This is a genomic window from Microbacterium paraoxydans (genome assembly GCF_020524545.1).
Taxonomy (GTDB): domain Bacteria; phylum Actinomycetota; class Actinomycetes; order Actinomycetales; family Microbacteriaceae; genus Microbacterium; species Microbacterium paraoxydans_C.
In genome coordinates, this window is sequence record NZ_JAIVLG010000001.1 from 575190 (window position 1) to 599467 (window position 24278).

Here is a 24278-nt window from a genome sequence, read left to right on the forward strand (position 1 = left end):
TCCCCACAGAAAGAGAATCATGAGCACCCAGACCGAACAGGCCCTCCTCGACAGCATCCCCACCAGTCTCTTCATCGGCGGACAATGGATCGACGGCGAGACCGGCGGCACCTTCGACGTGCAGGACCCCGCGACGGGTGCCGTGATCCGCACCATCGCCGACGCGACGCCCGCAGACGGCATCCGCGCCCTCGATGCCGCCGTCGCCGCGCAGGATGAGTGGGCCGCGACTGCTCCTCGCGTGCGCAGCGAGATCCTCCGTCGAGCGTTCGACCTCGTTCAGGAGCACAAGGAGGATCTCGCCCTGCTCATGACGCTCGAGATGGGCAAGCCCCTCGCCGAAGCCAGGGGAGAGGTCGGGTACGGCGGTGAGTTCCTGCGGTGGTTCAGCGAGGAAGCCGTGCGCATCAGCGGTCGATACGGCATCAACCCGGAAGGCACCGGCCACATGGTCGTGTCGCAGCGCCCGGTCGGACCGTCGTTCTTCGTGACGCCGTGGAACTTCCCCTTCGCGATGGCGACGCGCAAGATCGCCCCCGCGCTCGCCGCCGGCTGCACGGTCGTGATCAAGCCCCCGGCACTCACCCCGCTCACCACGATCTTCTTCGTCTCGCTGCTGGAGAAGGCGGGGCTCCCCGCGGGCGTCGTCAACGTCGTGCAGACGTCGAAGTCGAGCGCGCTCTCGGCGCCCATCATCGCCGACCCGCGCCTGCGCAAGCTGTCGTTCACGGGTTCGACCGAGGTCGGACGCAAGCTCATCGCCCAGGCGGCGGAGGGCGTGCTGCGCGTGTCGATGGAGCTCGGTGGCAACGCGCCCTTCGTGGTGTTCGACGACGCCGACCTCGACAAGGCCGTGGAGGGGGCGCTCGCTGCGAAGTTCCGCAACATCGGACAGGCCTGCACCGCCGCCAACCGCTTCATCGTGCACAAGGACGTCGCAGGGGAGTTCGCCAAGCGCGTCACCGAGCGCGTCGACAGCATGAAGATCGGCCGGGGCACGGAGGAGGGCGTCGCGATCGGTCCGCTCATCGACGCCGATGCCGTCGCCAAGGCCGGCGAGCTCGTCGACGACGCGGTCGGGCGCGGCGCGACCCTCCTCGCCGGTGGTAAGGCAGTGGAGGGCACGGGCACGTTCTACGAGCCGACTGTGCTCACCGATGTCGTCGCCGGGAGCGCGATCCTCCGCGAGGAGATCTTCGGACCGGTGCTCGCGATCGCGACCTTCGAGACCGAGGACGAGGCCGTGCACCTCGCGAACGACACGGAGTACGGGCTCGTCTCGTACGTCTTCACCGAGAACCTGCAGCGCGGTCAGCGGATGATCGACAGGCTCGAGACCGGCATGATGGGTCTCAACGTGGGCGTGGTCTCCAACGCGGCTGCCCCCTTCGGCGGCGTCAAGCAGTCCGGCGTCGGACGCGAGGGCGGGTTCGAGGGCATCCACGAGTACCTGTCCACCAAGTACACGCTGATCCCGGTCTCCTGATTCCGATGCGCGGGGCCCGCGTCGCCGGGCTCCGCACCACCACATGAGAGGACATGTCATGACCGACTACGCCGTCATCAACCCCGCCACCGGAGAGACGCTGGCGTCCTTCGACACCTTCACGGACGCCCAGATCGAGGAGGCGGTCGCCGCCGCCGACGCCGCCCACCGCGAGTGGTCGCGTTCGTCGACGGTCGCCGAACGCGCTGCCCTCCTGCACCGCGCTGCCGAGCTGCACCGCGGACGGCGCGAAGAGCTCGCCGACATCTTCGTGCGCGAGATGGGGAAGCCCCGTGAGGCCGCGCTCGGCGAGGTCGACTTCGCCGCAGACATCGCCGACTACTACGCCGATCAGGCTGCGTCGATCATGGCCGACCAGCCGATCGCGATCCTGGGGGAGGGGTCGGCCATCATCCGCCGGTCCTCGCTCGGACCGCTCGTCGGCATCATGCCGTGGAACTTCCCGGCGTACCAGATCGTCCGCTTCGCCGCGCCGAACCTGATCGTCGGCAACACGATCCTGCTCAAGCCTGCGCCGCAGTGCCCGGAGTCCTCGACGGCGATCGAGAAGATCTATCACGACGCCGGCTTCCCCACGGGCGCCTACCAGAACGTGCTCGCGACGAACGAGCAGATCGCGACGATGATCGCCGACCCGCGTGTACAGGGCGTCTCGCTCACGGGGTCCGAGCGCGCCGGTGCCGCGGTCGCCGAGATCGCCGGCCGCAACCTCAAGAAGGTCGCGCTGGAGCTGGGAGGCTCCGACCCGTTCATCGTGCTCTCCACCGACGACCTCGACGCGACCGTGCAGGCCGGCGTCGACGCGCGCCTGGACAACAACGGGCAGGCCTGCAACGGTGCCAAGCGGTTCATCATCGTGGATGGGCTGTACGACGCGTTCGTCGAGAAGTTCACCGCAGCGATGGCGGCGGTCGAGGCGACCGATCCCATGCTCGACGACACGATCCTCGGCCCGGTGTCCTCCGAGACCGCGGCGGCCACCCTGCAGAAGCAGATCGACCAGGCGGTCGAGCAGGGGGCGACGCTGCTGGCCGGAGGCACGCGTGAGGGCACGTTCTTCGCGCCGACCGTGCTGGCCGACGTCACGCCCGAGATGAACGTGTACCGCGAGGAGCTCTTCGGCCCCGCAGCCGTGGTCTACCGCGTCGCGGATGAGGACGCGGCCGTCGAGCTCGCGAACGACACCACGTTCGGCCTCGGCTCCTACGTCTTCACGACGGATGCCGAGCAGGCCGAGCGCGTCGCCGACAAGATCGAGGCGGGGATGGTCTACGTCAACCTCGTGCTGGCCGACAGCCCTGAGCTGCCCTTCGGCGGTGTCAAGCGCAGCGGCACGGCTCGCGAGCTGGGTCACCTGGCTGCGGACGAGTTCGTCAACAAGAAGCTCATCCGCGTCGGCTGAGCGCCGCCGCGAACGGCCCCCCGCAGAGCGCGAGGGGCCGTTCGCGCGCCCACCCTTGAACGCGCGACGAATGCCCTGTCGGTGGAGACGTGGAGTGGGAGACAATGGCGGCATGAGCGCGCACACCGACCCCATCGAGACCCTGACCTCCGATCGGAGCTGGGAGCTGCTGGGCACGCAGGAACTCGGAAGACTCGTCACCCACGTGGGAGACACGATCGACATCTTCCCCGTGAACTACGTGGTCGACGGCGAAGGCATCCTGTTCCGCACCGCGCCGGGCAGCAAGCTGTTCGAGCTGACGGTCAACACCGACGTGCTGTTCGAGGTCGACGACCATACCGACACGGATGCCTGGAGTGTGATCATCCGCGGGTACGCCACCGCCCTGGAGTCGGATGCCGACGTGCAGCGGGCGGAGGTCGCGGGGCTCCGGCCCTGGATCCCGACCCTCAAGCGCGTCTTCGTGCGGATCGCAGCGACCTCGGTGTCGGGGCGGGCGTTCCGCCGCAGCGCCGAGCCGGAGCGCGACGGACCCCAGGAGTACTGAGCGCGTCTTGGAGAAGGCCCCGCGTTCTGGAGGAGATCTCGCGCTCTGAAGGAGGCTTCGCCCGGCATCCGCTCCTTCAGAATGCGAGATCTCCTTCGTATGCGCGCCCGGGCGTAGGGTCGAACCATGGCCAACGTCGCTGAGAACATCGTCAAGACTCTGCACGCCAACGGGATCGACCGTGTCTACGGCATCCCCGGGGATTCGCTGAACGGCTTCACGGACGCGCTGCGCAAAGACGGAACGATCCGATGGGTGCACGTGCGCCACGAGGAGTCCGCCGCGTTCGCCGCCGCCGCGGATGCCGCCACGACGGGAGAGCTCGCGGTCGTCGCAGGCTCCTGCGGTCCGGGAAACCTGCACCTCATCAACGGTCTGTACGATGCGAACCGCTCGCGCGTACCGGTGCTCGCGATCGCCGCGCAGATCCCGACGACCGAGATCGGCACCGGGTACTTCCAGGAGACGCATCCCCAGGAGCTCTTCCGTGAGTGCAGCGTGTACGTCGAGTACGTCGCCGACCCGAAGCAGATGCCGCGTCTGCTGGAGGTCGCCATGCGCGCCGCGATCGAGGAGCGCGGCGTCGCGGTCCTCGTGATCCCGGGTGACGTCGCCTTGGCCGACATCGCGGACGATCGCGCCGTCGTGATCGAGCGCACGCGGCCCGTGGTGGTGCCCAACGCCGCGGAGCTCGAGAAGGCCGCGACGCTGCTGAACGCGGCGAAGAGCGTCACGATCCTCGCCGGTGCCGGTGTGGAGGGCGCGCACGACGAGGTCATCGCCCTCGCCGACAAGCTCGGCGCCCCCATCGTGCACGCTCTCCGCGGCAAGGAGTTCATCGAGTACGACAACCCCTTCGACGTCGGGATGACGGGGCTTCTGGGCTTCGCCTCCGGATACCGGGCGATGGAGGCCGCCGACGCGCTGCTGGTTCTGGGCAGCGACTTCCCCTACGAGCAGTTCTATCCCGACGGCGCGAAGACGATCCAGGTCGACCTCCGCGGTGCACAGCTCGGGAAGCGGCATCCCCTCGATCTGGGGCTGGTCGGTGACGTGCGCGCCACCGCCGACGCGCTGTTGCCGCGCGTGGCGCACAAGGATGACCGGAGCCACCTCGATGACGCCACCGCCCACTACCGCAAGACCCGCAAGAAGCTCGATGAGCTGGCGGTGCCCGCCAAGGGCGACCGTCCTATCCATCCGCAGTATCTGGCTCGGCTCCTGGACGAGTACGCGACCGACGACGCGATCTTCACGGCCGACGTGGGGTCGCCGACCGTGTGGGCCGCGCGCTACCTGTCGATGACCGAGAACCGCCGGCTGATCGGTTCGTTCACGCACGGCTCGATGGCCAATGCGCTGATGCACGGGATCGGGGCACAGGTGGCCCACCCCGACCGTCAGGTCGTGGCTCTCGCGGGCGACGGTGGTCTCTCGATGATGCTCGGCGAGCTGCTGACCGTGACCCAGAACGCGCTGCCCGTGAAGACCATCGTGGTCAACAACTCCTCACTGAACTTCGTCGAGCTCGAGATGAAGGCCGCGGGCTTCGTCACGTACGGGACCGGGTTGGAGAACCCCAGCTTCGCGGCGATCGCCGAGGCGATGGGTATCTTCGCCCGTCGCGTGGAGCGCAGCGAGGATCTCCCGGAGGCGGTGCGTGACGTGCTCGAGCACGACGGCCCTGCCCTGCTCGACGTCGTCACCGAACGACAGGAGCTCTCCATGCCGCCCGCGATCGAGGCCGCCCAGGTCAAGGGCTTCGCGCTGTATGCGATCCGCACGGTCATGTCCGGGCGCGGGGACGAGCTCCTCGACCTCGCCAAGGCGAACTGGCGCCAGTTCTTCTGAGCGGGCGCCGCGCCGGGGTCCGACGCTCAGCTCTCCAGGTGTGCGCGGATCTCGGTGGCCTCGCCGTGCCGTCCGAGCGCCTCGAGCAGGTTGCCGAGCTCGAGGGTGGCGACCTGCAGGAGCGGCGGGTGCTCGGACGCGTGCTCGATCGCGCTGCGATACAGGGGCACCGCGTCGGCTGAGCGGTCGTTGCCGGCGAGCACCCGCGCGGCGAACAGCTCCGAGCCTCCGGCCGAGCCGAGGTCTCCCGATGCAGCGAAGCCGTCGGCAGCCGTGAGCGCGGCGGACACGGCCTCGTCGATGCGCCCGAGCTCTGCCAGGGCGCGTGCACGCGAGTCGGTCACATCGGCGAGCAACCACCCCGCGTCGTGCTGCTGCGCGAGGGCGGCGACCTCGTCGAAGAGGCCGAACGCCCGCTCGTCGCCGCGCCCGCCGTAGGCCTGCCCGAGACTGTGCAGCACCTCGGTCAGTGCCCCGACGGCGTCGGGCGCGCGGCGCACGATCTCGGCGGCCGCCTCCAGCAGCCCGATCGCGTCCTCCTGCTCGTCGAAGCGGGCGAGGATCTTGGCCTGCTCGGTCATCGACATCGCCTGATCGGCGTGCTCCTCGGCCTGGCCGAACAGCTCGGCGGCGTAGCCGTGTGCGCCGACGGCCTGGCCGAACTCACCGGCCGCGCCCAGAGCGCGTGCCAGCATCGACGCGGTCATCGCCCGGGAACCGGCGGGCACCTCCCCGATCTCCTCCCGTTGCAGCACATCGCCGAACAGCTCAGCGGCCTCCTCCGCGTCTCCGACCCGCAGCATGGTGCGAGCGAGGCGGAAATCCACGCCCGTCGCGTCGCCGTCTGCCTCTCCGGCGATCCGCGACGCGAGACGATAGCGCGAGAGGGCCTTCTCGGGCTCCTCCGCGTCTTCCCAGAGGGCGCCGGCGAGCAGGTGCGCATCACCGAGAGCGCGCGTCGCCCCCAGCTCTGCGAGCAGCCGGCATACCTCGTCCGCATCGGTCGCGCCCTCGGCGTAGCTGTCGCTGCCGCCCCGCACCCGTGCCCTGATCTGCAGCGCCTGTGCCCGGTGCCCGCGGCTGAGGTCATCCTGGGCGAGGAAGCGGTCCAGCAGCGTGGTCGCCGATACCAGATCACCCTTGCTCAGCACTGCTGAGATCGCCAAGAGGGTCGTGGTGTTCGACAGGCGAACATCCTCGGCTTCGGCGAAGGAACGGGCCGCCATCTCCGCGAGGTCCAACGCGGCGTCCGCTTCGCCGGACCGGAGGTGCAGCGCCGCACGGCTGATCGCGAGGTCGCCGCGCGACCACGCGGGGAGAGTCGCAGCGTCGGCGATAGCCTCTTCCAGCGCAGCGGTCGCTTCGGGCGTGTTCAGCCCGAACGTCGCGAGCCCGAGGCGCTCCTCCAGGGCGGCCTGCTCCTCGCGGCCGGCGGCCCGCAGCGCGGCGACGCGCTCGGGGAGTACCTGCAGAGCCTCCTCGGCGCGGTCCATGGCGATCAGAATCCCGAGACGCATCGACAGGAGCTGCGCGAGCTTCTCGGGGTCCTCCACCTCGAGGGCGCGGGGGAGTGCGTCGAGGGTCTCGTGCTCAGCCCCGAACTGGGCGAGCTGCATGGCCCGCTCGAACCACCCGTCCGCATCCGCCGGAGCGTCGGACGGCGTCGGGGCGACGAACGCATCCGAGCGGATCGGCACGTCGTACTGTTCCGAGGCGAGGGCGCGCATCCGATCCAGACTGCGCGCGTGGCCGCGGGTCCCATCGCGCTCGTCGAACGCGGCGCCGATCCGCTCCGCGGCGGCCCACGAGGCGGCAGCCAGGTCGGACGCGCTCCACGCTCCGTCGTGTTCTCCGAAGAACGGCGCGAGGGCGGCGGACTCCGCACCGCGCACCGGGGTGTCGCCGTGTCCGGCCGCCGTGACGCGGTCGAGCGCCACGGCGAGGGCGGCGAGGGCGGCGAAGTGCGCGTCGACGTTCAGCCCGTCGTGCGCGAGCCAGGAGATGTGCTTCTCGACCAGGGCGAGAGCACGCGCCTCGTTTCCGGTGACTGCCGCGAACACGATGTTGTTGGCGACGATCCGCAGGTTGTCGGGGTTGTCCTTGGCGAGGCGGTAGCTGCGCAGGTGCGCGGTCTTCGCCTCCTCGAGACGTCCGGCGCGCAGGTAGGGGAGCAGAACACGGGACAGGGCGTGCTCCGGCTCCTCGCCGCAGGAGAAGCCGCCCTCGATCATCTCCTCGACCAACGCGATCGCCGCGGCGTCGCGATCGGTGTCGGCGAAGAATCCGGCGAACTGGCTGCGCCCGCATGCGTCGCAGTGGCTGTGGTCGTCGCGCGGCGTTGCCTCGAGCTGCACGCGGAGCGCCTCCGCATCGTCCATGCGTCCGGCGTCCCAGGCGTCTTCGAAACGAGCCGTGAGCACCCCGCTGACGCCGAGACCTGCGGCACGGTAGTGCGCCTCCATGTCGTCGAGAACGGCGGCGATCTGCTCCTGGGAGAAGGCCGGAGAGGACCGCAACGACGAGGCCATCCACTTGAACTGCCACATCAGGTCGGCGCCGCCGTTGTCGAGGTCGGCGGGGAAGCGCTGCGGGTCCGCATCGTGATGCGCGAGACACCACGCGAACGAGTTGAGCATGACATCGGTCGCACCGTTCATGTTCGCCGAGGCCGTCTGGCGCATCCTGGCCTCGTACTCGAGCCGCTCATCGCCGATCTCCACCGCGAGGGCCACCGCCTCGGAGACCAGCGCCTGCTCTGCGGGACCCCAGGGAGTGCGATCGATCTCTTCGATCAGCTGCGGGAAGCGCTTCTTCGGATGTGTCATGGACGGAGCCTTTCGGGAGGATCAGCGGGCGTCGCCGAAGGGAAGGGTGTCTCCCTCCAGACCGGCCGAGAGCGAGACGAGGTCGGAGAGGGCGCTGGTCATCAATGCCCGGTCGGCGTCGGCGAGCGGGTGGTGCCCGGCCAGGAGAGCCTGGATGTAGAGCAGCTGCACGGTACGGGCGAAGACCGCGTCGTCCTGCACCCGGACCAGGGCGCGCACGACCCTGTTCGACCAGTTCAGGCACAGCCTGGCGCGCAGATCCTCTTCCCCGGCGGAGGACAGGGTCTGGTCGATGCGGTCGAGCACGCCGCCCCAGAGCGATCCGGTGACGCCCTTGGTGCGGCCGCGGTCAATCGCCCTGAGCACCTCGGGGTCGGCCACGTAGAGGGTGGCGAGGTCGGGCCGATCGATCGACCGCACGACCACGGAGCAGTCGGATGCCGCCAGCACCGCACCGGCACGGGCCTCCAGGCCGACGGCGGCATCGCGGTCGTCGAGAGGCGGCGGGTCGAGTCGGTCGAGTTCGCCCATGACGTCCACCTGTTCGACGGTGACGTGGGGGTAGAGGTCCGGCAGCATCCGGATGAGGTCGGAATCGTAGAGATAGCCGCCGTTGACGAGCACTTCGTCGGCGGGGGAGATGCCAGCCACCTGCCGGAACTCGTCCACCGTCTGCGCGTACCTGATGTGCGGATATCGCTCGACGAGGTCGCCGATGCGTACGGCGCCGTGCGTGGTCTCGACGGTCAGCCAGCGCGAGATGAAGTGGGCGAGCTCCTCGTCGTGGCGCACCAGCGACTTCAGCCCGACCTCGTGAACGGCGACGAACTGGGCGAGACGGTGGGGTTCGCGCAGGCCCAGCTCCAGCACCCAGCGGCGGATCCCCGCGCCGAGCTGCTCGCGCACGCGCTCGAGGGCTGCGTCCTCGACGAGCGACTCCCTGCTCGCGGTCGGGGCGAGTCCGGTGGAGTCGACCACGGCCCGCACGAAGAAGGCCCAGTCGGGGAGCACGTCGTCGACGCGTTCGGAGAGCAGCATCCGGCCGAGGTACATGCGGGTCGCCTGCCGCGCGCCGGGAGGCGGGGCGAACGGCAGCACGTAGGCGAGGCCCCGGGTTCCTGTTGCGGGCTCGCTCAGCTCGATGACGTCGAGCGGACCCGTCCCGAGCAGGTCCCGTCCGTACGCCACGGCCGCGTCCGGGTCCTGCGCGGCGTCGAGGAACGGGGCGTCGCGGGTGATGTCGATGTCGCCGGCGCCCGTGTCGATCGTGACCCGCACGGGCAGGAACTCCCCGAACGTCGTGGCCAGCTCGCGCACGGCCGCGGGACGCAGCAGCTCGTCGGCGTCGAAACGCGGCACGAGATGCACGCTGGTGCCGATCGGCAGCTCCTCGTCGATCTCGGCGACCTGGAACGTGCCGTCCGCGCTTCCCGTCCACTCCACGCCGGCACCGCCGCGTGCGCTGCGGGAACGGATCACGATCGTGTCGGCGACCATGAAGCAGCTCAGCAGCCCGATGCCGAATTGTCCGAGGTAGTCGCTGCGGGGCAGGTCGAAGATGTCGCGCTTAGAGCTTCGGCCGACGGTCGCGAGCAGATCAGCGACCTCGGTCGCCGTGAGCCCGACGCCGTCGTCGCGCAGCACGAACTCGCCGCTCTCGGCGGTCAGGGGAGTGATTCGGATGCGCCCGCCCCCGCCGTCGACCTCGTGACGGGCCGTGATCGCGTCGCGGGCGTTCTGCAGGAGCTCCCGCAGGTACACCCGGGGGCTGGAGTAGATGTGCCGGCTGAGCAGATCGACGACTCCGCGCAGATCCACCTGGAACTGCTGCACTTCAGCGCTCACCGGCGCTCCCTCCTCCTGCATACGCTCGCCGAGCCTAACAAGAACACGCCATCGCGATCCCGGTTCGGCGCGACCGGATGGATGCCGTATGCTTGTGGGGCAGTTGTTGTCTGCATTCTTTCGCCGTGCCCGGGTCTCCTGACACCGATCACAGCGGCAGAATGGGGAGAACACCCCGAGACCTCCCGGTCTCTAGGGCGGTAGCTCAATTGGCAGAGCAGCGGTCTCCAAAACCGCAGGTTGCAGGTTCGATTCCTGTCCGCCCTGCGCGTCAGCGCAACGCTGACACACGAAAGGTACATTCAGGATGGATCAGGACGAACCGCGCGGCGAGGTCGTCGCGGCCGGCGCCACCCGCGAGAAGAAGGGCAACCCCTTCTCCCGGTTCTTCGGGAGCATCGCCCTGTTCATCCGCCAGGTCATCGCCGAGCTCCGCAAGGTCGTCACCCCGACTCGCAAGGAGCTGTTCAAGTTCACCGGTGTCGTGCTCGTCTTCGTGATCATCGTCATGGGCATCGTCTACGGCTTGGACACGCTGTTCGCATTCGTGACGCACTGGGTGTTCGGAATCCCTGGCTGATGACCCCCGCGGCTCACGCCGCAGCTATGGAGAAGAAGCAACGTGTCTGAACGATATTCCGACGACGCCGACTGGGCGACCGCCGCAGAGCAGTCCAGCGAGGAGGACGAGGCCCAGGAGGGCAACGTCCTCGCCGCGGAGGAGCTCTCGGTCACCTCGGCCGAGCACGTCGCGGTCCACGTCGAAGGCGGAGACGGCGAAGAAGACGGCACGGAAGACATCGACATCGACATCGACGACCCGGAGGCGGACGCGATCGTGAACGACGCTCTCAACCTGGACGAAGCGGCAGAGTCTGAGGCTGCCGCTGAGGTCCTCAACGAATCTGTGGCCGAAGAGGCCGCCGACCACGATGCTGCTGCGGCCGAGGAGGTCACGCCCTACGACGGTCCCGACCTCGGTGCGGACGACGTCCAGGGCAACGAGGACTCCTCGGCGGGCGAGGGCGCGGAAGAAGACCCGTACGAGGCCTTCCGCATGGACCTGCGCATGCTCCCCGGCAAGTGGTACGTCATCCACTCCTACGCCGGCTTCGAGCGCAAGGTGAAGGCCAACATCGAGCAGCGCAAGTCGACGCTCGAGGTCGAGGACGAGATCTACCAGGTCGAGGTCCCGATGGAAGACGTGGTCGAGATCAAGAACGGCCAGCGCAAGATGGTCACCCGCGTGCGCATCCCCGGCTACGTGCTGGTGCGCATGGAGCTCACGGAAGACACGTGGTCGGTCGTGCGTCACACCCCGGGTGTCACCGGCTTCGTGGGCAACGCTCACAACCCGACGCCGTTGCGTTTCGAAGAGGCCTTCAACATGCTGAAGTCGCTCGTCGAGGTCAAGGACGTCCCCACGGCCAAGAACATCGCGTCGAAGGGTGGCGTCGCCGTCGCTCGTCCGCTTCCGGCCGAGGTCGACTTCGAGGTCGGCGAGACCATCACGATCAAGGAGGGCTCGTTCGCGGGGCTTCCCGGTTCGATCAGCGAGATCAAGCCCGAGAGCGGCAAGCTCACGGTCCTCGTCTCCCTGTTCGAGCGCGAGACCCCGGTCGAGCTGTCGTTCGACCAGGTCACCAAGATGATCTGACGCATCCCTCACGAGAACGGCCGTCCCCACTTGAGGGGGCGGCCGTTCTCGCATCCCCCCGCCCCGCCCCGACCCCGCCCCCGCCCCCGCCCCCGCCCCGCGCCGCAGCTCCGATGCGGGATCGAAAACGCGCCGGGAAACCCTCCGCGAGGTGCGTTTCTGATCCCGCAAACGGCGGTGGACGGAGGCGGCGGGGCGCGGGGGCGATGAGGTAGGTGCGATGAGGTAAGATTGTGTGGTTTGTGTGCCGCTTCGGCGTGCGCAGAGACGACCACGGTCCGGAAATGCCGGATCCGTGGGAGAAGCGGATGCTCCGGCATCTGATTCGATGAAAGGAAAGAGAATGGCACCGAAGAAGAAGGTGACCGGCCTGATCAAGCTTCAGATCAACGCCGGTGCAGCCAACCCGGCGCCGCCGATCGGCCCCGCGCTCGGTCAGCATGGCGTCAACATCATGGAGTTCTGCAAGGCGTACAACGCCGCGACCGAGTCGCAGCGCGGCAACGTCATCCCCGTCGAGATCACCGTCTACGAGGACCGCAGCTTCACGTTCATCCTGAAGACCCCGCCCGCCGCGGAGCTCATCAAGAAGGCCGCAGGCGTCGCCAAGGGCTCTTCGACCCCGCACACCGTCAAGGTCGCGAAGATCACCAAGGACCAGGTCCGTCAGATCGCCGAGCAGAAGCAGGCCGACCTGAACGCGAACGATGTCGAGGCAGCCTCGAAGATCATCGCCGGCACCGCCCGTTCCATGGGCATCACGGTCGAGGGCTGAGGAGAATAATCATGGCTACCAAGTCCAAGGCTTACAAGGCTGCCGCCGAGAAGATCGAGGCAGACCGTTTCTACACCCCGACCGAGGCCGTCGCCCTCGCGAAGGAGACCGGCTCGTCGAAGTTCGACTCGACCGTCGAGGTCGCGCTGAAGCTTGCTGTCGACCCCCGCAAGGCGGACCAGATGGTGCGCGGCACCGTCATCCTGCCCCACGGCACCGGTAAGACCGCCCGCGTCATCGTCTTCGCCACCGGCCCCGCAGCCGAGGCGGCGATCGCTGCAGGTGCGGATGAGGTCGGCGGCGCCGAGCTCATCCAGAAGGTCGCCGACGGCTGGACCGCCTTCGACGCCGCCGTCTCCACCCCGGAGCTCATGGGCCAGGTCGGTCGTCTCGGAAAGGTGCTCGGACCGCGTGGTCTGATGCCGAACCCGAAGACCGGCACCGTGACCCCGAACCCGGCCAAGGCCGTCGAGGAGATCAAGGGCGGAAAGATCGAGTTCCGCGTCGACAAGCACGCCAACGTGCACTTCGTCGTCGGCAAGGCCTCCTTCACCGCGGAGCAGCTGGGCGAGAACATCGGCGCAGCGCTCGAGGAGATCGTCCGCCTCAAGCCGTCGAGCTCGAAGGGCCGTTACATCCAGAAGGGTGCGGTGTCGACCACGTTCGGCCCCGGCATCCCGCTGGACGTCAACGCCATCTGAGTCTGACTCGCTGAGAACGCCCCCGGGTTCGCCCCGGGGGCGTTCTCATGTCCGGGGCGTATCCACCAGACCGCATCCGGTCGCGGTCGACGTCGCCGGCTGGCAGGATGACGTGATGGGCACCATCGATGACTACCTCGCTGAGCTCGACGCCGCGGATCGTGAGGCGATCGACCGGGTCTACGCGATCGCGCGCCGGGAGGCTCCCGATGCGGAGCAGGGCACCGGGTATGGCATGCCCGCACTCGTGCACCGAGGAAAAGCACTCCTCTCGGTGATGCGGGCCAAGAAGCACATCGGCATCTATCCCTTCAGCCGGGATGCGGTCTCCGCGGTCGCCGGCCTACTCGAGGGCAGGCCCGGGGTCAGTGTCGACAAGGGCACCATCCGATTCCAGCCCGAACAGCCGCTCCCGACCGCCGTGCTCGAGAGCCTCGTCCGGGCGCGGCTCGCCCAGATCGACGGAGCCTGAGGGCCGTCAGCCTCGGAGTACCGGCAGCACGAGACTCACCGCGATCGCTATCATCACCACGGCGATCACGCCGTCGAGGATGCGCCAGGACAGAGGGGTGCGCAGCCAGCGTCCCAGATAGCGCGCGCCGAACCCCAGCGCCGTGAACCATGCCACGCTCGCGGCGATCGCCCCGCAGGCGAAGAGCCAGCGGTCTTCGCCGTGCGTAGCCGCGATCGATCCCAGCATCAGAACCGTGTCGAGGTACACGTGCGGATTGAGCCACGTGAGCGCGAGGGTGGTCAGGACGACGGGTGCCAGCCGTGGGCGGACGAGCGTCGACGTCGTGGCGCGCGGGAGCGGGGTGCTCGGGGCCGTGTCCTGCGGTCCGTCCACCCGGAGCTCCTCACCGCCGCGCCAGGCACGGCGCGCGGCGAGGATGCCGTAGGTCAGCAGGAACAGCGCGCCCGCCCACCGTGCCACCACCACGAGCCACGGGGCGGCCGAGAGCACGAAACCGAGCCCGGCCACGCCGGCGGCGATCAGGGCGGCGTCGGAGACGGCGCAGATGATCACGACGGCGAGCACGTGTTCGCGACGGATCCCCTGGCGCAGGACGAACACGTTCTGGGCGCCGATGGCGACGATGAGGGAGAGACCGAGTCCGAGCCCGGCGAGGACGGTGAGCACGGACCCAGCCTAGGAATCGAAGAACATGAGCGAAAGCGATGATTTCTTCAGTGACATTAGGATTCCTAATGTGAGGATCGATCCGGAATTGGCCGCCACCCTCGCCGCGATCGTCGACGAGGGGACGTTGGACGCCGCGTCGAGACGCTTGCAGATCACGCCATCGGCGGTGAGCCAGCGGTTGAAGATGCTCGAACAGCAGCTCGGCCGCATCCTGCTCGTTCGGGCCAAGCCGGCGCGGTTGACGGAGGCAGGGGAAGCGGTCGTGCGTCTGGCGCGACAGGTCGCCCTGCTCGAACACGACGCTCTGCTCGGTGTCGGCATCGATGAGGCCGGCGCGACACGACGTATCAGCATCCCGCTGGCGGTGAACGCCGATTCCCTGGCGACGTGGTTCCTCGCCCCCCTCGCGCGACTCTCCGCCGCGCGCGACATCGACTTCGATCTGCACCGCGACGATCAGAACTTCACGGCGAGACTGCTGGAGTCGGGCACCGTGATGGCGGCTGTCACCAGCGAGGAGGCTCCTGTCGCCGGGTGCTCGGTGTCGTCCCTCGGAGTGCTCGAGTACCGAGCTATGGCGGAGCCGGGGTTCGCGGCGCGCTGGTTCCCCGCAGGGGTCACGGCGGAAGCGTTGGCGTCGGCCCCGTTCGTGGACTTCGACCGTCGAGACACGCTGCAGCACGAATGGCTCCGCGCGATGTCCGTCGGTCAGGAAGGGGTGCCCCGGCACTACGTTCCGGCGTCGCACGACTACGCGCTCGCGGTCGGTCTGGGCCTCGGGTGGGGGATGGTGCCGCTGATCCAGGAGCTGCCGGGGCTGATCCCGCTGGGCGGTCCTACCCTGCGCGTCGAACTCTACTGGCAACAGTGGAACCTGCGCTCCGAACTGCTCGACACCATCGCCGGTGAGGTCGCTGCCGAGGCGCGCCGGGTGCTCGGCGGTTCACGGAACAGTCAGCCGGGCTGATCGTCGCCGTCGGGATGCCGACCAGGAACCCGTGTGAGATGGCCCTGAGGGGTTGCGCGCGATGAGCGCAGAGCGTGCGCGAAATCGCCTTGTCCTGCTCCGAGGCGTGGATGAGGATGAGGGCACAGCGCGGATGCGGGGCTTCTGAGGGGCGGCCGTTGTCGGGCATCCACGCGATCGCCTGATTCCTGAGGGGGACGACCGATGGTTCACAGAGAGACACAGCGCAAAGTTCTCGCGGTCCTGGCGGGCGGACTCGTCCTCGGAGTGGGCGTCGCCGTCACGCTCGCCGCGTGGAACGACTCCGAGTTCGCCAACGGCACCTTCACCGCCGGTGCCTTCAACCTGGAGGGATCGACGGACGGAACGACCTTCAGCGACCACAACACCGAGGACGGCGATGCGGCGGCGACGCTGGCCTTCAGCCTGCCGGCGGGCGTCGTCGACAACATGTCGCCCACCGACTCGGTCTATGCCGGCTTCTGGGTGCGATTGGCGGTTGGGACGACCAGTGCGGCCGACCTCGAAGCCGACGGCACGACGGCGGACGCTGCCGGCACCTCGAACTCGGACCACCTGTCGTATCAGATTTATCAGCTCGCCCCGGGAGCCACCTGCGATGCCGCGACCGCCGTCGGCACGCCGATCGCGTCCGGTGCGACCCTCGACGCGCAGACCGGCGTGACCCCGGTGGCCCTCGCCCCGGGGGCGACCGCGCTCGATCCCGGTGACGATGTGCAGCTGTGCATCAAGGTGACCGCGGATGCCGATCTCGAACCCTCGCTGGTGACCAACGCCACGTGGAAGTTCACGGCGACGTCGACGAACTGAGTCCTCTGATGGTCACCCGCAGAGACATGCGGGAGAAGCGGCGACTGCGCTCCCGTCGTATCCGGGCCGTCCTCGCGGGCGGGCTGGTGCTCGGGGTCGGCGCGGCCGTGACCCTCGCCGCGTGGAACGACTCGGAGTACGGTGCCGCGACGTTCACCGCCGGGCGCTTCGATATCGTCGGAGCCGCCGACGGGGTGACTTTCGCCAGTCATGCGACCACCGGCACGGCATCCACTCTGAGCTTCCAGTTGCCGCCCACGGCGATGGCGCCGGGCACGACGACCTACGCGCTGTTGAGCGTGAAGACCGCGAACCCCTCGGTGGCGGGGACGCTGCAGTTCACGGCCGGAACCCCGGGTGGCACCGGGCTCGCTGCGCATCTGACCTACGGTGTGCGAACGATCGCCGGGACCGCGTGCAACGCGACGACCTACGCCGCGGGGGCGTCCGTGGTGGCCGACGGGTCAGCGCTCACGGCCGGAGGCGCCTCCACTCAGGCCGTGAGCGCGAACGGCGCGGCGCAGGTGAACTACTGCATCGCGGTCACACTGCCGACGACCGCGCTCAACGCCGCGCAGGGGCTCACGATGTCCCAGACCTGGCAGATCCAGGGGACGTCATCGTGACACAGACCACCCGACGCGGTGCGCGCGCGCAGGCTGAGGGGCTGCGCGCGGATGACGGCACGATGGCCCCCGCCTCGGTCCGCGCCCGTGGCCGGACCGGCCGAGCGATCGGCGATGCGCTCCTCTGGCTCGCCGCTCTGGCGGGGGTGGTCTGCATCGTCCTCGTGGTACTCGCGTTCACAGCGCAGATCACGCTGATCATGTTCCGGACAGGGTCGATGTCGCCCACCATCCCGGCCGGGTCCGTGGCGGTGGTGCAGCGGATCCCGGCGAGCGGGATCGCGGTCGGTGACGTCGTGACCGTGGACCGCGCAGGAGAGCTCCCGGTGACGCACCGCGTCACGGCCATCGAGCCCGGGGTCATGCCCGAGGAGCGGATCATCACGATGCGCGGAGATGCGAACGCCTCGGAGGATCCTTTCCCCTACACGGTCTCCAGCGTGCGGATCGTCCTGTTCTCGATCCCAGGGATCGCGACGCTGATCGTCGGCATGGGAAACCCCGTCGTGCTCGGTACGCTGACCCTGGCGGCGACGGCTCTGGTCGTCTGGGCGTTCTGGCCACGAACGCATCGTCCTGCGGATCGGACTGGTCGTGTCGGTGCGGGCCGGAGGGGCGGATGAGGCGTGCCGTCGTGATCACGGCGATCGCGGCCGCCGCGGTCGTGACGCCGAGTGCCGCCTGGGCGGCGCCGACCACGCAGGTCATCCAGGGAGAAGTGCTCCGCCTCGTCTCGGTAGCGGACTGGGAGGCTGCTGCCGGCCTGCTCCCGGGAGCGCCCGTGCGATGGGACGTCGCCGTCAGCGCGGAGGCTCCCGACCCCGGTGTGGTACGGATCGGTGTGAGTGCGACAGGCACAGCACGGTTGCTCGTCGATGTCTCCACATGCTCGCGGGCCTGGATCGATGCCGGATGCCCTGGGGTGGAGACGGTGCTGCACACGGATTGGCCGATTCCGCGGGACGGCGCACTGGTGCCGCTCGCGGAGATCGCCGACACCGAGACGGCCCATCTGCGCCTCTCCATCGCCCTCGACCCGACCGACGGTTCGGGGAGCACCGATATCCGCGTGATCGCGACAGGTGCAGGGGAGACGGCGGACGTGGGCCCCGGGGGAGGCCTCGCGAGCACCGGCCCCGCGCCGGGCTCCCGCTGGGCGCTCCTCGGCGGTGCACTCCTCGCGGTGTGCGGCGGGGCGCTGGCCGTCGTTCGCCGTCGCGGAGCGGGGACAGAACTCGGAGCGCGCCCATGAGGGGCGGGCGGCGGCGGATGCTCGCGGGCACGGTCGGCGTCGCGGTCCTCGTCGGAATCGCCTTGTCTCCGCCGATGGAGCCGACCGAGGCGAGGTTCACCGACAGCGAGTACGCCGCGGGAGCCTTCACCGCGGCGACCCTTCCGACTCCGGTGGTCACATCGTGCACGGTGACGAGCTTCCTCGGCACCTTCACCGGGTTCACGATCACGTGGACGTCGCCTGCCGTGAAGCTCCAGCAGCGCTTCTCCATCAACGACGTGGTCGTGGACAACGCGAACGTCACGCAGTCCGGGACGGGGCCCTACACGTATTCCTCCACGATCAGTTCCGGACTGCTGAACACGCTCCTGGGAAGCCTTCTGGGCTCGACCAACACGGTGAAGGTCCAGACCAGCTACCCCGGGACGTCCTGGGTCTCACCGGCGGCGACGCGTTCGCTGTCAGTGGGCGGACTGCTCGGACTCGGCGGCAACAACACCTGTACCTGAGCCGACACCGCGCTCCGGGGCGCGGTGTTCGATGATCAGTCGGCGAGGGCCAGCGCGCGGAAGGCGTCTCGTTCGCGCAGCTGCTCCCGACGGCTCTCCGCCGGGCCAACCGTCCGGCTCGGGATCTGCTGGCCGGTCGTGCGCCGGTAGAGCTCGTCGATGAGGTCGGTCGCGAGTCCGACGAGCTTGGCGATCTCACGGTCGTCCCGGTCGATCCACACGCACCGGGGCTCGTCGTGGACCGGGGCGAAGTCGACGTGTTCCTCCCACACGAACAGCGTCCGCTCGGCGCCGAGCACATGCTGCTGCCACCACACCTGGCGCAAGTAGGTGCGGGGGATCCCGCGGAAGGCCTTGTTCGTCGTCTTGATCTCGGCGAGCTTCACGCGGCCCTCGGCATCGACTGCGATCCCATCGGGGGTGGCGAGGTGGCGATGCTCGACTTCGGCGCGGAAGAGCGCGGACGAGGGGAGGATGCCGTGGGTCGCGGCGACCCAGGCGGCGATCTCGGGCTCGCGCCGGCGCCCGTGGTCGGTGTAGGCGTTGCCGCCGAAGCGCGGGCCGCCACCGAGTTTCGAGTCCGCTGCCCTGGCGATCGACTTCTCGGAAGTGAGTCCGGCCACGTCGGTCGCAGTGATCCCGCGCGAGCGTGCCCTCATCCACGCCACACGATCGCGTGAGTCCGCGACGATGCGTGCAGCGAGTTCCGGGGTCACCCTTCGACCCTAACCCCGCTCGCCGACCCTTCCTCTCCCACACGCCGTCCGCTCTTCCGCCCGGCCCCGTCCCGATGCTCCTCTCCGTTTCCGCCGACGCCCCCGCTGCTCGTCGGCACCCCCGCATGCTCGCGCGATTCAGCGGGGGCGCGGACGGTCAGCGGGGGTGCGGGTCGGACGCGACTGTTCCTGCACCAATCGGTGGATGTCGAGACCTGAGATCAACTCTGTGAGCGACGGCGGTAGGGGGCGTCGGAGACTCCACCATGACGGGATGCTGAACAGGATCGATGTCACCGCCGTTCGCTCGCTCATCCGAACGCGGGACGAGTTGCTCGTGACGGGGCACACGGAACGGGAGATCGGATCGCGTGTCGCTGCGGGGTCCCTCCGTCGAGTGCGCCGGGGTCGCTACGTCGAGGCGAACCGATGGGACGGGCTCTGGAACGAGGGGCGTCATCTCGTCGAGGTGGTTGCGACCGCTCTCAACTCCGACGGTCCAGGGCCGGTGTTCTGGGGGCCGTCCGCCGCGGTCCTGCACGGCGTGCCGCTGTATCGGCTGGCGCCTGGGAAGGTCCACGCGGTCATTGCCGGGGCCAGGCATGGGAGGACCCGGTCCGGGGTGATGTGGCACGACGTCGAGGTTCCTCCCGCGGATTCTGTCGTCGTCGATGGCATCAGGTGCACGTCGCTCGACCGGACGATCCTCGACCTGGCCTGTTCGGCCCGAGAGGAGGTCGGGTTGTGTGCCGCGGATGCCGCACTTCGTCGCGAGGCCGTCTCGGGTCAGGTCCAGGACTCCGAGTCGCTTGAAGGCTGGCGGTCGCGGATGACGGAGCGAGCGCTCCGCTCGCACTCGCGTGGCGTGCGTCGGGCGCGACGGGTGATCGAGTTCGCCGACGGACGCGCGCAGCTACCGGGTGAGAGCGTCAGTCGTCTGCAGCTGCACCGGCTCGGCTTCGCGCCGCCCGAACTGCAGGTGCATGTGCGCGGGCCTGAAGGGGAGAACTACTGGGTCGATTTCGGGTTCCGTCGCTCGCACTGTTTCGGCGAGTTCGACGGAGAGGACAAGTACCGTGATTCCATCCTTCGCCGAGGACGGAGCGTCGAGGAGGCCGTGCTCGCGGAGAAGCGCCGGGAAGACGCGATCCGAGGGGTGACTGGCTGGCGGATGGTCCGGTGGGGAAGAGCTAACAGGGGTGCAGGGGCGGATTTGGGAGAGGGGGATGCGTCGGGTACAGTTGTCGTAACCGAAGACCGCTGGTCATCGTGTGCGCGCAAGTGCACAGGATCGAAGCTCTGCATCGCAGGGGCCCGCGCAGGACACGAACTTTCCAAAGCTCCGTGCGCTTGCGCCGGAGCTTTTTCCATGCAGGTGGTCCAGGTCGGCGCCCCACCACCGTGCGGCGCCTCGTACACACCAAGGAGTGACCATGGCGCAGAAGGATGCATCGGTCGCCGAGCTCACGAAGTCATTCGAGAACTCGACTGCCGTTCTGCTGACCGAGTACCGCGGTCTGACGGTTGCCCAGCTCAAGGAGCTGCGCAACAGCATCCGTCAGGACGCTGAGTACGCCGTGGTGAAGAACACGCTGACCAAGATCGCCGCCAACAAGGCTGGCATCTCCGCGCTGGACGACGACCTCAAGGGGCCGTCGGCTGTCGCGTTCGTGCACGGTGACTTCGTCGCCACCGCCAAGGCTCTGCGTGACTTCGCCAAGGCCAACCCGCTTCTCGTGATCAAGTCCGGCATCTTCGAGGGCAACGCCCTCACCGCGGACGAGGTCAACAAGTACGCCGCGCTCGAGAGCCGTGAGGTTCTGCTGGCGAAGGCTGCGGGCATGATGAAGGCGACGATGGGCAAGGCTGCCGCCACCATCGATGCTCTTCGCGAAAAGCTGGAGACCGCAGAGGCCGCGTAAGCGACCTGCGATCTCGTCTACAAACCCCATCTATCTAGGAGATACATCATGGCGAAGCTTTCCACCGAGGAACTGCTCGAGCAGTTCGCCGGCCTGACCCTCATCGAGCTCAACGAGTTCGTGAAGGCGTTCGAGGAGAAGTTCGAGGTCACCGCTGCTGCTCCCGTCGCCGTTGCCGGTGCCGCGGGTGGCGCAGGCGCTGCCGAGGCTGAGGACGAGAAGGACTCCTTCGACGTCATCCTCGAGGCTGCTGGCGACAAGAAGATCCAGGTCATCAAGACCGTCCGCGAGCTCACCTCGCTGGGTCTCGGCGAGGCCAAGGCCGTCGTCGACGGTGCCCCGAAGGCCGTCCTCGAGGGCGCCAACAAGGAGACCGCCGAGAAGGCCAAGGCTGCTCTCGAAGAGGCAGGCGCGACGGTTACCCTCAAGTAATCACGCTTCAGCGTTTTCTGCGAAGGCCCCGGGTTCGCCCGGGGCCTTCGTGCGTTCCGGTGCGGATGGGCGAGGCGGCCGTCAGCGAGGGGGAGCGGTCGAATTGCGCACCACGAGGGCGGATGCGGCGGTGACGTGCTCCCACGGAGCGTCGGGTCGGTCGATCCGCTGCATCAGCAGACGCACGGCTTCGTGTCCCTGCTCCCTCGGAGACTGCCCGATCGTCGTCAGGGCGAACATGTCCGCGTGCTCGTGGTCATCGATACCGACGACGCTGAGCTCCGTCGGTACGGCGATGCCCAGGCGGCGCGCAGCGATGATCGCCCCGATCGCCGCTTCGTCGCACACGCCGACGATCGCCGTCGGTCGGTTTCTCCGGTCTCCGAGCAGCCCAGCCGCCGCGGTGTAACCGCCGGGCATGGTCGATGCCGTGCCGACGGCCCGCGCGTGGGATGCGAGCCCGGCGGCGCTCAGCGCGTCCCGGTAGCCGTCGAGCCGGCGCGCGTCACCGAAGCTCCGTACCGTCGAGTCCGTGGGTCCGCCGATGAAGGCGATGTCGGTGTGGCCGAGCTCGATCAGATGCTCGGTCGCGATGCGCGCCGCCGCCGCATCATCGATCGAGACCGCGCTCGAGCCCTCCCCGTAAGGTCCGACGCTCACCAACGGTCTCCCGGTGCGTTGCAGGCGCTCGAGTTCGCGCGCGCTCGGCTGGATGCCGACGGCGATGATGCCGTCGAAGCGGCGGCCCGGCAGCACGCTCTCGAAGAGTCGCTCCCGGGTCTGCGATCCCTCGGGCACGCCGTAGAGGGCGAGGTCGTAGTCGAGGGCGAACAGCGACTCCTGGATCCCGGCGAGCAGCTCGGCGAAGAACCAGCGGTCCGCCGGCGGCATGACGATACCGACCGTCTGCGTCCGTCCCGTGGCGAGACTCGTCGCGGAGGAGTGCGCGACGTAGGCGAGCTCTCGGGCTGCGACCTCGACGCGCGTCCGCGTCTCGTCCGAGACATAGCCGCGTCCGCTCAGTGCGCGGCTCGCTGTGGCCTTCGACACCCCGGCACGGGACGCGACATCCGCGATCGTGCTCATCGGTCCTCCTCGACCTGATCACGCGGTTGCGTGGGTGGCGTCGCAGCGCGCACCGGGTGTCAGCGTAGTCGGCGAACGAAGAAAAAGGAACCGGTTCCATGCCCGAGTCGAGGGAGCGCTCCCATCTCTGGATGTTCCTCGCGTCGAATGGTTGCGAGCTTGTGACCCTTGCGTGTTGTGCGGGGGTGCGCATGGCCAGTAGGTTGGCCTGGAATCGGTTCCCTAACGATGCCGCGGGGTGGCGTCGCACCAGAGGGAACCTGTACTCGAAGAGGAGAATTCACATGGCTCTGTCACAGCGTTCCCGGCGTTACGCGCCGATCGCCCTGCTGGGGGTCGCGGGCATCGCGCTCGCCGGATGCGGGGCTCCCGGCGGCGCACCGGGCACAGACGGCGGTGATGGCGGCGACGCCACCGTCACGATCTACGGAACGATCGTCGACTCGGAGGCGGAGCTCCTCCAGGAGTCCTGGAAGGACTGGGCCGACGAGAACGGCATCACCATCAAGTACGAGGGCAGCCAGGACTTCGAGACGCAGCTCGGCACTCGCGCACAGGGCGGGAACCCGCCGGACATCGCGATCTTCCCGCAGCCCGGTCTGTTCGCCGATTTCGCCAAGCGCGACTTCCTCAAGCCCGCTCCCGAAGAGGTCGAGAAGAACGCCAACGAGTACTGGACCGAGGACTGGGTCAACTACGGCACCGTCGACGGCACCTTCTACGGGGCGCCGCTGATGGCCAACGTCAAGGGCTGGATCTGGTACTCGCCGGCGAAGTTCGCGGAGTGGGGCGTCGAGGTCCCGAAGACGCTCGACGAGATGTCGGCGCTGACCGAGACCATCCAGGCGGCGACCGGCACCCCCGCGTGGTGCGCCGGGTTCGAGTCGGGAACGGCGACCGGTTGGCCGGGAACGGACTGGGTCGAGGATTACGTGCTGCGTCAGTCCGGCCCGGACGTCTACGACCAGTGGGTCACCAACGACGTCAAGTTCACCGACCCGCAGATCAAGTCCGCGTTCGATTCGGTCGGTGAGATCCTGCTGAACCCGGCCAACGTGAACGCCGGCTTCGGCGACGTGCGCTCGATCAACTCGACCGCGTTCGGCGACGTCGCTCCCGCCCTCGCCGAAGGCAACTGCGCACTGACCCACCAGGCTTCGTTCCTCTCCGGTTTCTTCCCGGAGGGCACGGAGATCGCTGAGGACGGCGACATCTGGGCCTTCATGCTCCCGGGCGAGTCCGAGGGCGACACCGCAGTGACCGGTGCCGGTGAGATCGTCGGCGGGTTCAGCGATTCCGAGGCGACCCAGAAGGTTCTCGCGTACCTGTCCAGCCCCGAGTGGGCGAACAGCCGCGTCAGCCTCGGTGGCGTCACGTCCGCCAACAACGGCCTCGACCCGGCGAACGCGAAGGACCCGATCCTCCAGGAGACCATCAAGATCCTGCAGGACCCGGACACGACCTTCCGCTTCGACGCCTCCGACCTGATGCCCGGTGCCGTCGGTGCCGGGACCTTCTGGAAGGGCATGGTCGCGTGGGTCAACGGCACCTCGACCGATGAGGTGCTCACGCAGATCGAGACCGGCTGGCCGAGCAGCTGATCCGGGGGAGGGGCCGCCCCGCACCGGGCGGCCCCTCTGCCTCCGCGGCGTGCACAGGGACGTGCGCGCCGGTGATCCGGTCCGCGTGATGAAGGGG

At 68.7% G+C, this 24278-nt stretch carries 23 protein-coding genes and 1 tRNA gene; 19 read left to right on the forward strand and 5 right to left on the reverse strand.

The window, feature by feature from the left end:
- Positions 1–19 precede the first annotated feature (19 nt).
- The 4 genes from LC041_RS02845 (at position 20) to poxB (ending at position 5310) form a co-directional block, all read left to right on the forward strand.
- The gene (locus LC041_RS02845; RefSeq protein ID WP_226531445.1) at positions 20–1486 is read left to right on the forward strand and encodes an NAD-dependent succinate-semialdehyde dehydrogenase; all 1467 of its coding nucleotides are present in this window, start codon (positions 20–22) and stop codon (positions 1484–1486) included.
- 58 nt (positions 1487–1544) lie between these two features.
- Positions 1545–2909: an NAD-dependent succinate-semialdehyde dehydrogenase gene (locus tag LC041_RS02850; protein WP_226531446.1), complete on the forward strand. Its 1365-nt coding sequence runs from the start codon at positions 1545–1547 to the stop codon at positions 2907–2909.
- 112 nt (positions 2910–3021) lie between these two features.
- Entirely contained in the window at positions 3022–3459 is a 438-nt protein-coding gene (locus LC041_RS02855; RefSeq protein ID WP_226531447.1) for a pyridoxamine 5'-phosphate oxidase family protein, read from the forward strand.
- A gap of 126 nt (positions 3460–3585) precedes the next feature.
- On the forward strand, positions 3586–5310 hold the full coding sequence (gene poxB, locus LC041_RS02860; protein ID WP_226531448.1) for a ubiquinone-dependent pyruvate dehydrogenase: 1725 nt from the start codon (positions 3586–3588) through the stop codon (positions 5308–5310).
- A gap of 26 nt (positions 5311–5336) precedes the next feature.
- Here the strand turns inward: poxB and LC041_RS02865 are convergent, their stop codons facing one another.
- Positions 5337–8135: a hypothetical protein gene (locus LC041_RS02865; RefSeq protein ID WP_226531449.1), complete on the reverse strand. Its 2799-nt coding sequence runs from the start codon at positions 8133–8135 to the stop codon at positions 5337–5339.
- 21 nt (positions 8136–8156) lie between these two features.
- Positions 8157–10001 (reverse strand): HSP90 family protein, encoded by a 1845-nt coding sequence (locus LC041_RS02870; RefSeq protein ID WP_226531450.1) that lies wholly within the window; start codon positions 9999–10001, stop codon positions 8157–8159.
- A 173-nt stretch (positions 10002–10174) separates the two neighbouring features.
- Here LC041_RS02870 and LC041_RS02875 point away from each other — a divergent pair.
- The 6 genes from LC041_RS02875 to LC041_RS02900 all read left to right on the forward strand — a co-directional run bounded on the left by LC041_RS02875 (position 10175) and on the right by LC041_RS02900 (position 13585).
- Positions 10175–10247 (forward strand) — tRNA-Trp (locus tag LC041_RS02875).
- Between the two features lie 40 nt (positions 10248–10287).
- The gene (gene secE, locus LC041_RS02880; RefSeq protein ID WP_017201518.1) at positions 10288–10560 is read left to right on the forward strand and encodes a preprotein translocase subunit SecE; all 273 of its coding nucleotides are present in this window, start codon (positions 10288–10290) and stop codon (positions 10558–10560) included.
- A gap of 42 nt (positions 10561–10602) precedes the next feature.
- Complete coding sequence (nusG, locus tag LC041_RS02885) at positions 10603–11637, forward strand: transcription termination/antitermination protein NusG (protein ID WP_226531451.1); 1035 nt, start codon at positions 10603–10605, stop codon at positions 11635–11637.
- A 343-nt stretch (positions 11638–11980) separates the two neighbouring features.
- Positions 11981–12412 carry a 50S ribosomal protein L11 gene (gene rplK / locus LC041_RS02890; protein WP_226531452.1) on the forward strand — a complete coding sequence of 144 codons (432 nt, stop codon included), beginning with the start codon at positions 11981–11983 and terminating at the stop codon, positions 12410–12412.
- 11 nt (positions 12413–12423) lie between these two features.
- Positions 12424–13113 carry a 50S ribosomal protein L1 gene (gene rplA, locus LC041_RS02895; protein WP_226531453.1) on the forward strand — a complete coding sequence of 230 codons (690 nt, stop codon included), beginning with the start codon at positions 12424–12426 and terminating at the stop codon, positions 13111–13113.
- Positions 13114–13228: 115 nt separating this feature from the next.
- Entirely contained in the window at positions 13229–13585 is a 357-nt protein-coding gene (locus tag LC041_RS02900; protein WP_226531454.1) for an iron chaperone, read from the forward strand.
- A gap of 6 nt (positions 13586–13591) precedes the next feature.
- On the opposite strand, the gene LC041_RS02905 is transcribed toward LC041_RS02900, so the two are convergent.
- Entirely contained in the window at positions 13592–14254 is a 663-nt protein-coding gene (locus tag LC041_RS02905; protein ID WP_226531455.1) for a LysE/ArgO family amino acid transporter, read from the reverse strand.
- Positions 14255–14324: 70 nt separating this feature from the next.
- On the opposite strand from LC041_RS02905, the gene LC041_RS02910 reads away from it, so the two are divergent.
- The 6 genes from LC041_RS02910 to LC041_RS02935 all read left to right on the forward strand — a co-directional run bounded on the left by LC041_RS02910 (position 14325) and on the right by LC041_RS02935 (position 18424).
- A complete protein-coding gene (locus tag LC041_RS02910; RefSeq protein WP_226531456.1) occupies positions 14325–15224 on the forward strand; it encodes a LysR family transcriptional regulator ArgP in 900 nt (299 codons plus the stop codon).
- Positions 15225–15428: 204 nt separating this feature from the next.
- A complete protein-coding gene (locus LC041_RS02915; RefSeq protein ID WP_226531457.1) occupies positions 15429–16055 on the forward strand; it encodes a SipW-dependent-type signal peptide-containing protein in 627 nt (208 codons plus the stop codon).
- Between the two features lie 8 nt (positions 16056–16063).
- On the forward strand, positions 16064–16681 hold the full coding sequence (locus LC041_RS02920; RefSeq protein ID WP_226531458.1) for a SipW-dependent-type signal peptide-containing protein: 618 nt from the start codon (positions 16064–16066) through the stop codon (positions 16679–16681).
- A complete protein-coding gene (locus LC041_RS02925; protein ID WP_226531459.1) occupies positions 16678–17304 on the forward strand; it encodes a signal peptidase I in 627 nt (208 codons plus the stop codon). The genes LC041_RS02920 and LC041_RS02925 overlap by 4 nt, the downstream gene beginning before the upstream one ends.
- Entirely contained in the window at positions 17301–17933 is a 633-nt protein-coding gene (locus LC041_RS02930; protein ID WP_226531460.1) for a hypothetical protein, read from the forward strand. The genes LC041_RS02925 and LC041_RS02930 overlap by 4 nt, the downstream gene beginning before the upstream one ends.
- Positions 17930–18424 carry a hypothetical protein gene (locus LC041_RS02935; protein WP_226531461.1) on the forward strand — a complete coding sequence of 165 codons (495 nt, stop codon included), beginning with the start codon at positions 17930–17932 and terminating at the stop codon, positions 18422–18424. The genes LC041_RS02930 and LC041_RS02935 overlap by 4 nt, the downstream gene beginning before the upstream one ends.
- A gap of 35 nt (positions 18425–18459) precedes the next feature.
- On the opposite strand, the gene LC041_RS02940 is transcribed toward LC041_RS02935, so the two are convergent.
- Positions 18460–19140 carry a YqaJ viral recombinase family protein gene (locus LC041_RS02940; protein ID WP_226531462.1) on the reverse strand — a complete coding sequence of 227 codons (681 nt, stop codon included), beginning with the start codon at positions 19138–19140 and terminating at the stop codon, positions 18460–18462.
- Between the two features lie 1433 nt (positions 19141–20573).
- Between LC041_RS02940 and rplJ the strand changes: the two genes are divergently transcribed.
- Positions 20574–21062 (forward strand): 50S ribosomal protein L10, encoded by a 489-nt coding sequence (gene rplJ / locus LC041_RS02945; protein WP_017829129.1) that lies wholly within the window; start codon positions 20574–20576, stop codon positions 21060–21062.
- 48 nt (positions 21063–21110) lie between these two features.
- Complete coding sequence (gene rplL, locus LC041_RS02950; RefSeq protein WP_226531463.1) at positions 21111–21494, forward strand: 50S ribosomal protein L7/L12; 384 nt, start codon at positions 21111–21113, stop codon at positions 21492–21494.
- 81 nt (positions 21495–21575) lie between these two features.
- Here the strand turns inward: rplL and LC041_RS02955 are convergent, their stop codons facing one another.
- Positions 21576–22580 carry a LacI family DNA-binding transcriptional regulator gene (locus LC041_RS02955; protein ID WP_226531464.1) on the reverse strand — a complete coding sequence of 335 codons (1005 nt, stop codon included), beginning with the start codon at positions 22578–22580 and terminating at the stop codon, positions 21576–21578.
- 284 nt (positions 22581–22864) lie between these two features.
- On the opposite strand from LC041_RS02955, the gene LC041_RS02960 reads away from it, so the two are divergent.
- The gene (locus tag LC041_RS02960; RefSeq protein ID WP_226531465.1) at positions 22865–24181 is read left to right on the forward strand and encodes an ABC transporter substrate-binding protein; all 1317 of its coding nucleotides are present in this window, start codon (positions 22865–22867) and stop codon (positions 24179–24181) included.
- Positions 24182–24278: the final 97 nt, after the last annotated feature.

Coding starts and splice junctions, on each gene's coding strand:
- LC041_RS02855 (WP_226531447.1), top strand. CDS start 3,022: ATGAGCGCGCACACCGACCCCATCGAGACCCTGACCTCCGATCGGAGC.
- LC041_RS02850 (WP_226531446.1), top strand. CDS start 1,545: ATGACCGACTACGCCGTCATCAACCCCGCCACCGGAGAGACGCTGGCG.
- LC041_RS02955 (WP_226531464.1), bottom strand. CDS start 22,580: ATGAGCACGATCGCGGATGTCGCGTCCCGTGCCGGGGTGTCGAAGGCC.
- LC041_RS02920 (WP_226531458.1), top strand. CDS start 16,064: ATGGTCACCCGCAGAGACATGCGGGAGAAGCGGCGACTGCGCTCCCGT.
- LC041_RS02960 (WP_226531465.1), top strand. CDS start 22,865: ATGGCTCTGTCACAGCGTTCCCGGCGTTACGCGCCGATCGCCCTGCTG.
- LC041_RS02915 (WP_226531457.1), top strand. CDS start 15,429: ATGGTTCACAGAGAGACACAGCGCAAAGTTCTCGCGGTCCTGGCGGGC.
- poxB (WP_226531448.1), top strand. CDS start 3,586: ATGGCCAACGTCGCTGAGAACATCGTCAAGACTCTGCACGCCAACGGG.
- LC041_RS02930 (WP_226531460.1), top strand. CDS start 17,301: ATGAGGCGTGCCGTCGTGATCACGGCGATCGCGGCCGCCGCGGTCGTG.
- secE (WP_017201518.1), top strand. CDS start 10,288: ATGGATCAGGACGAACCGCGCGGCGAGGTCGTCGCGGCCGGCGCCACC.
- LC041_RS02865 (WP_226531449.1), bottom strand. CDS start 8,135: ATGACACATCCGAAGAAGCGCTTCCCGCAGCTGATCGAAGAGATCGAT.
- LC041_RS02900 (WP_226531454.1), top strand. CDS start 13,229: ATGGGCACCATCGATGACTACCTCGCTGAGCTCGACGCCGCGGATCGT.
- rplA (WP_226531453.1), top strand. CDS start 12,424: ATGGCTACCAAGTCCAAGGCTTACAAGGCTGCCGCCGAGAAGATCGAG.
- LC041_RS02870 (WP_226531450.1), bottom strand. CDS start 10,001: ATGCAGGAGGAGGGAGCGCCGGTGAGCGCTGAAGTGCAGCAGTTCCAG.
- rplJ (WP_017829129.1), top strand. CDS start 20,574: ATGGCGCAGAAGGATGCATCGGTCGCCGAGCTCACGAAGTCATTCGAG.
- rplL (WP_226531463.1), top strand. CDS start 21,111: ATGGCGAAGCTTTCCACCGAGGAACTGCTCGAGCAGTTCGCCGGCCTG.
- rplK (WP_226531452.1), top strand. CDS start 11,981: ATGGCACCGAAGAAGAAGGTGACCGGCCTGATCAAGCTTCAGATCAAC.
- LC041_RS02935 (WP_226531461.1), top strand. CDS start 17,930: ATGAGGGGCGGGCGGCGGCGGATGCTCGCGGGCACGGTCGGCGTCGCG.
- LC041_RS02845 (WP_226531445.1), top strand. CDS start 20: ATGAGCACCCAGACCGAACAGGCCCTCCTCGACAGCATCCCCACCAGT.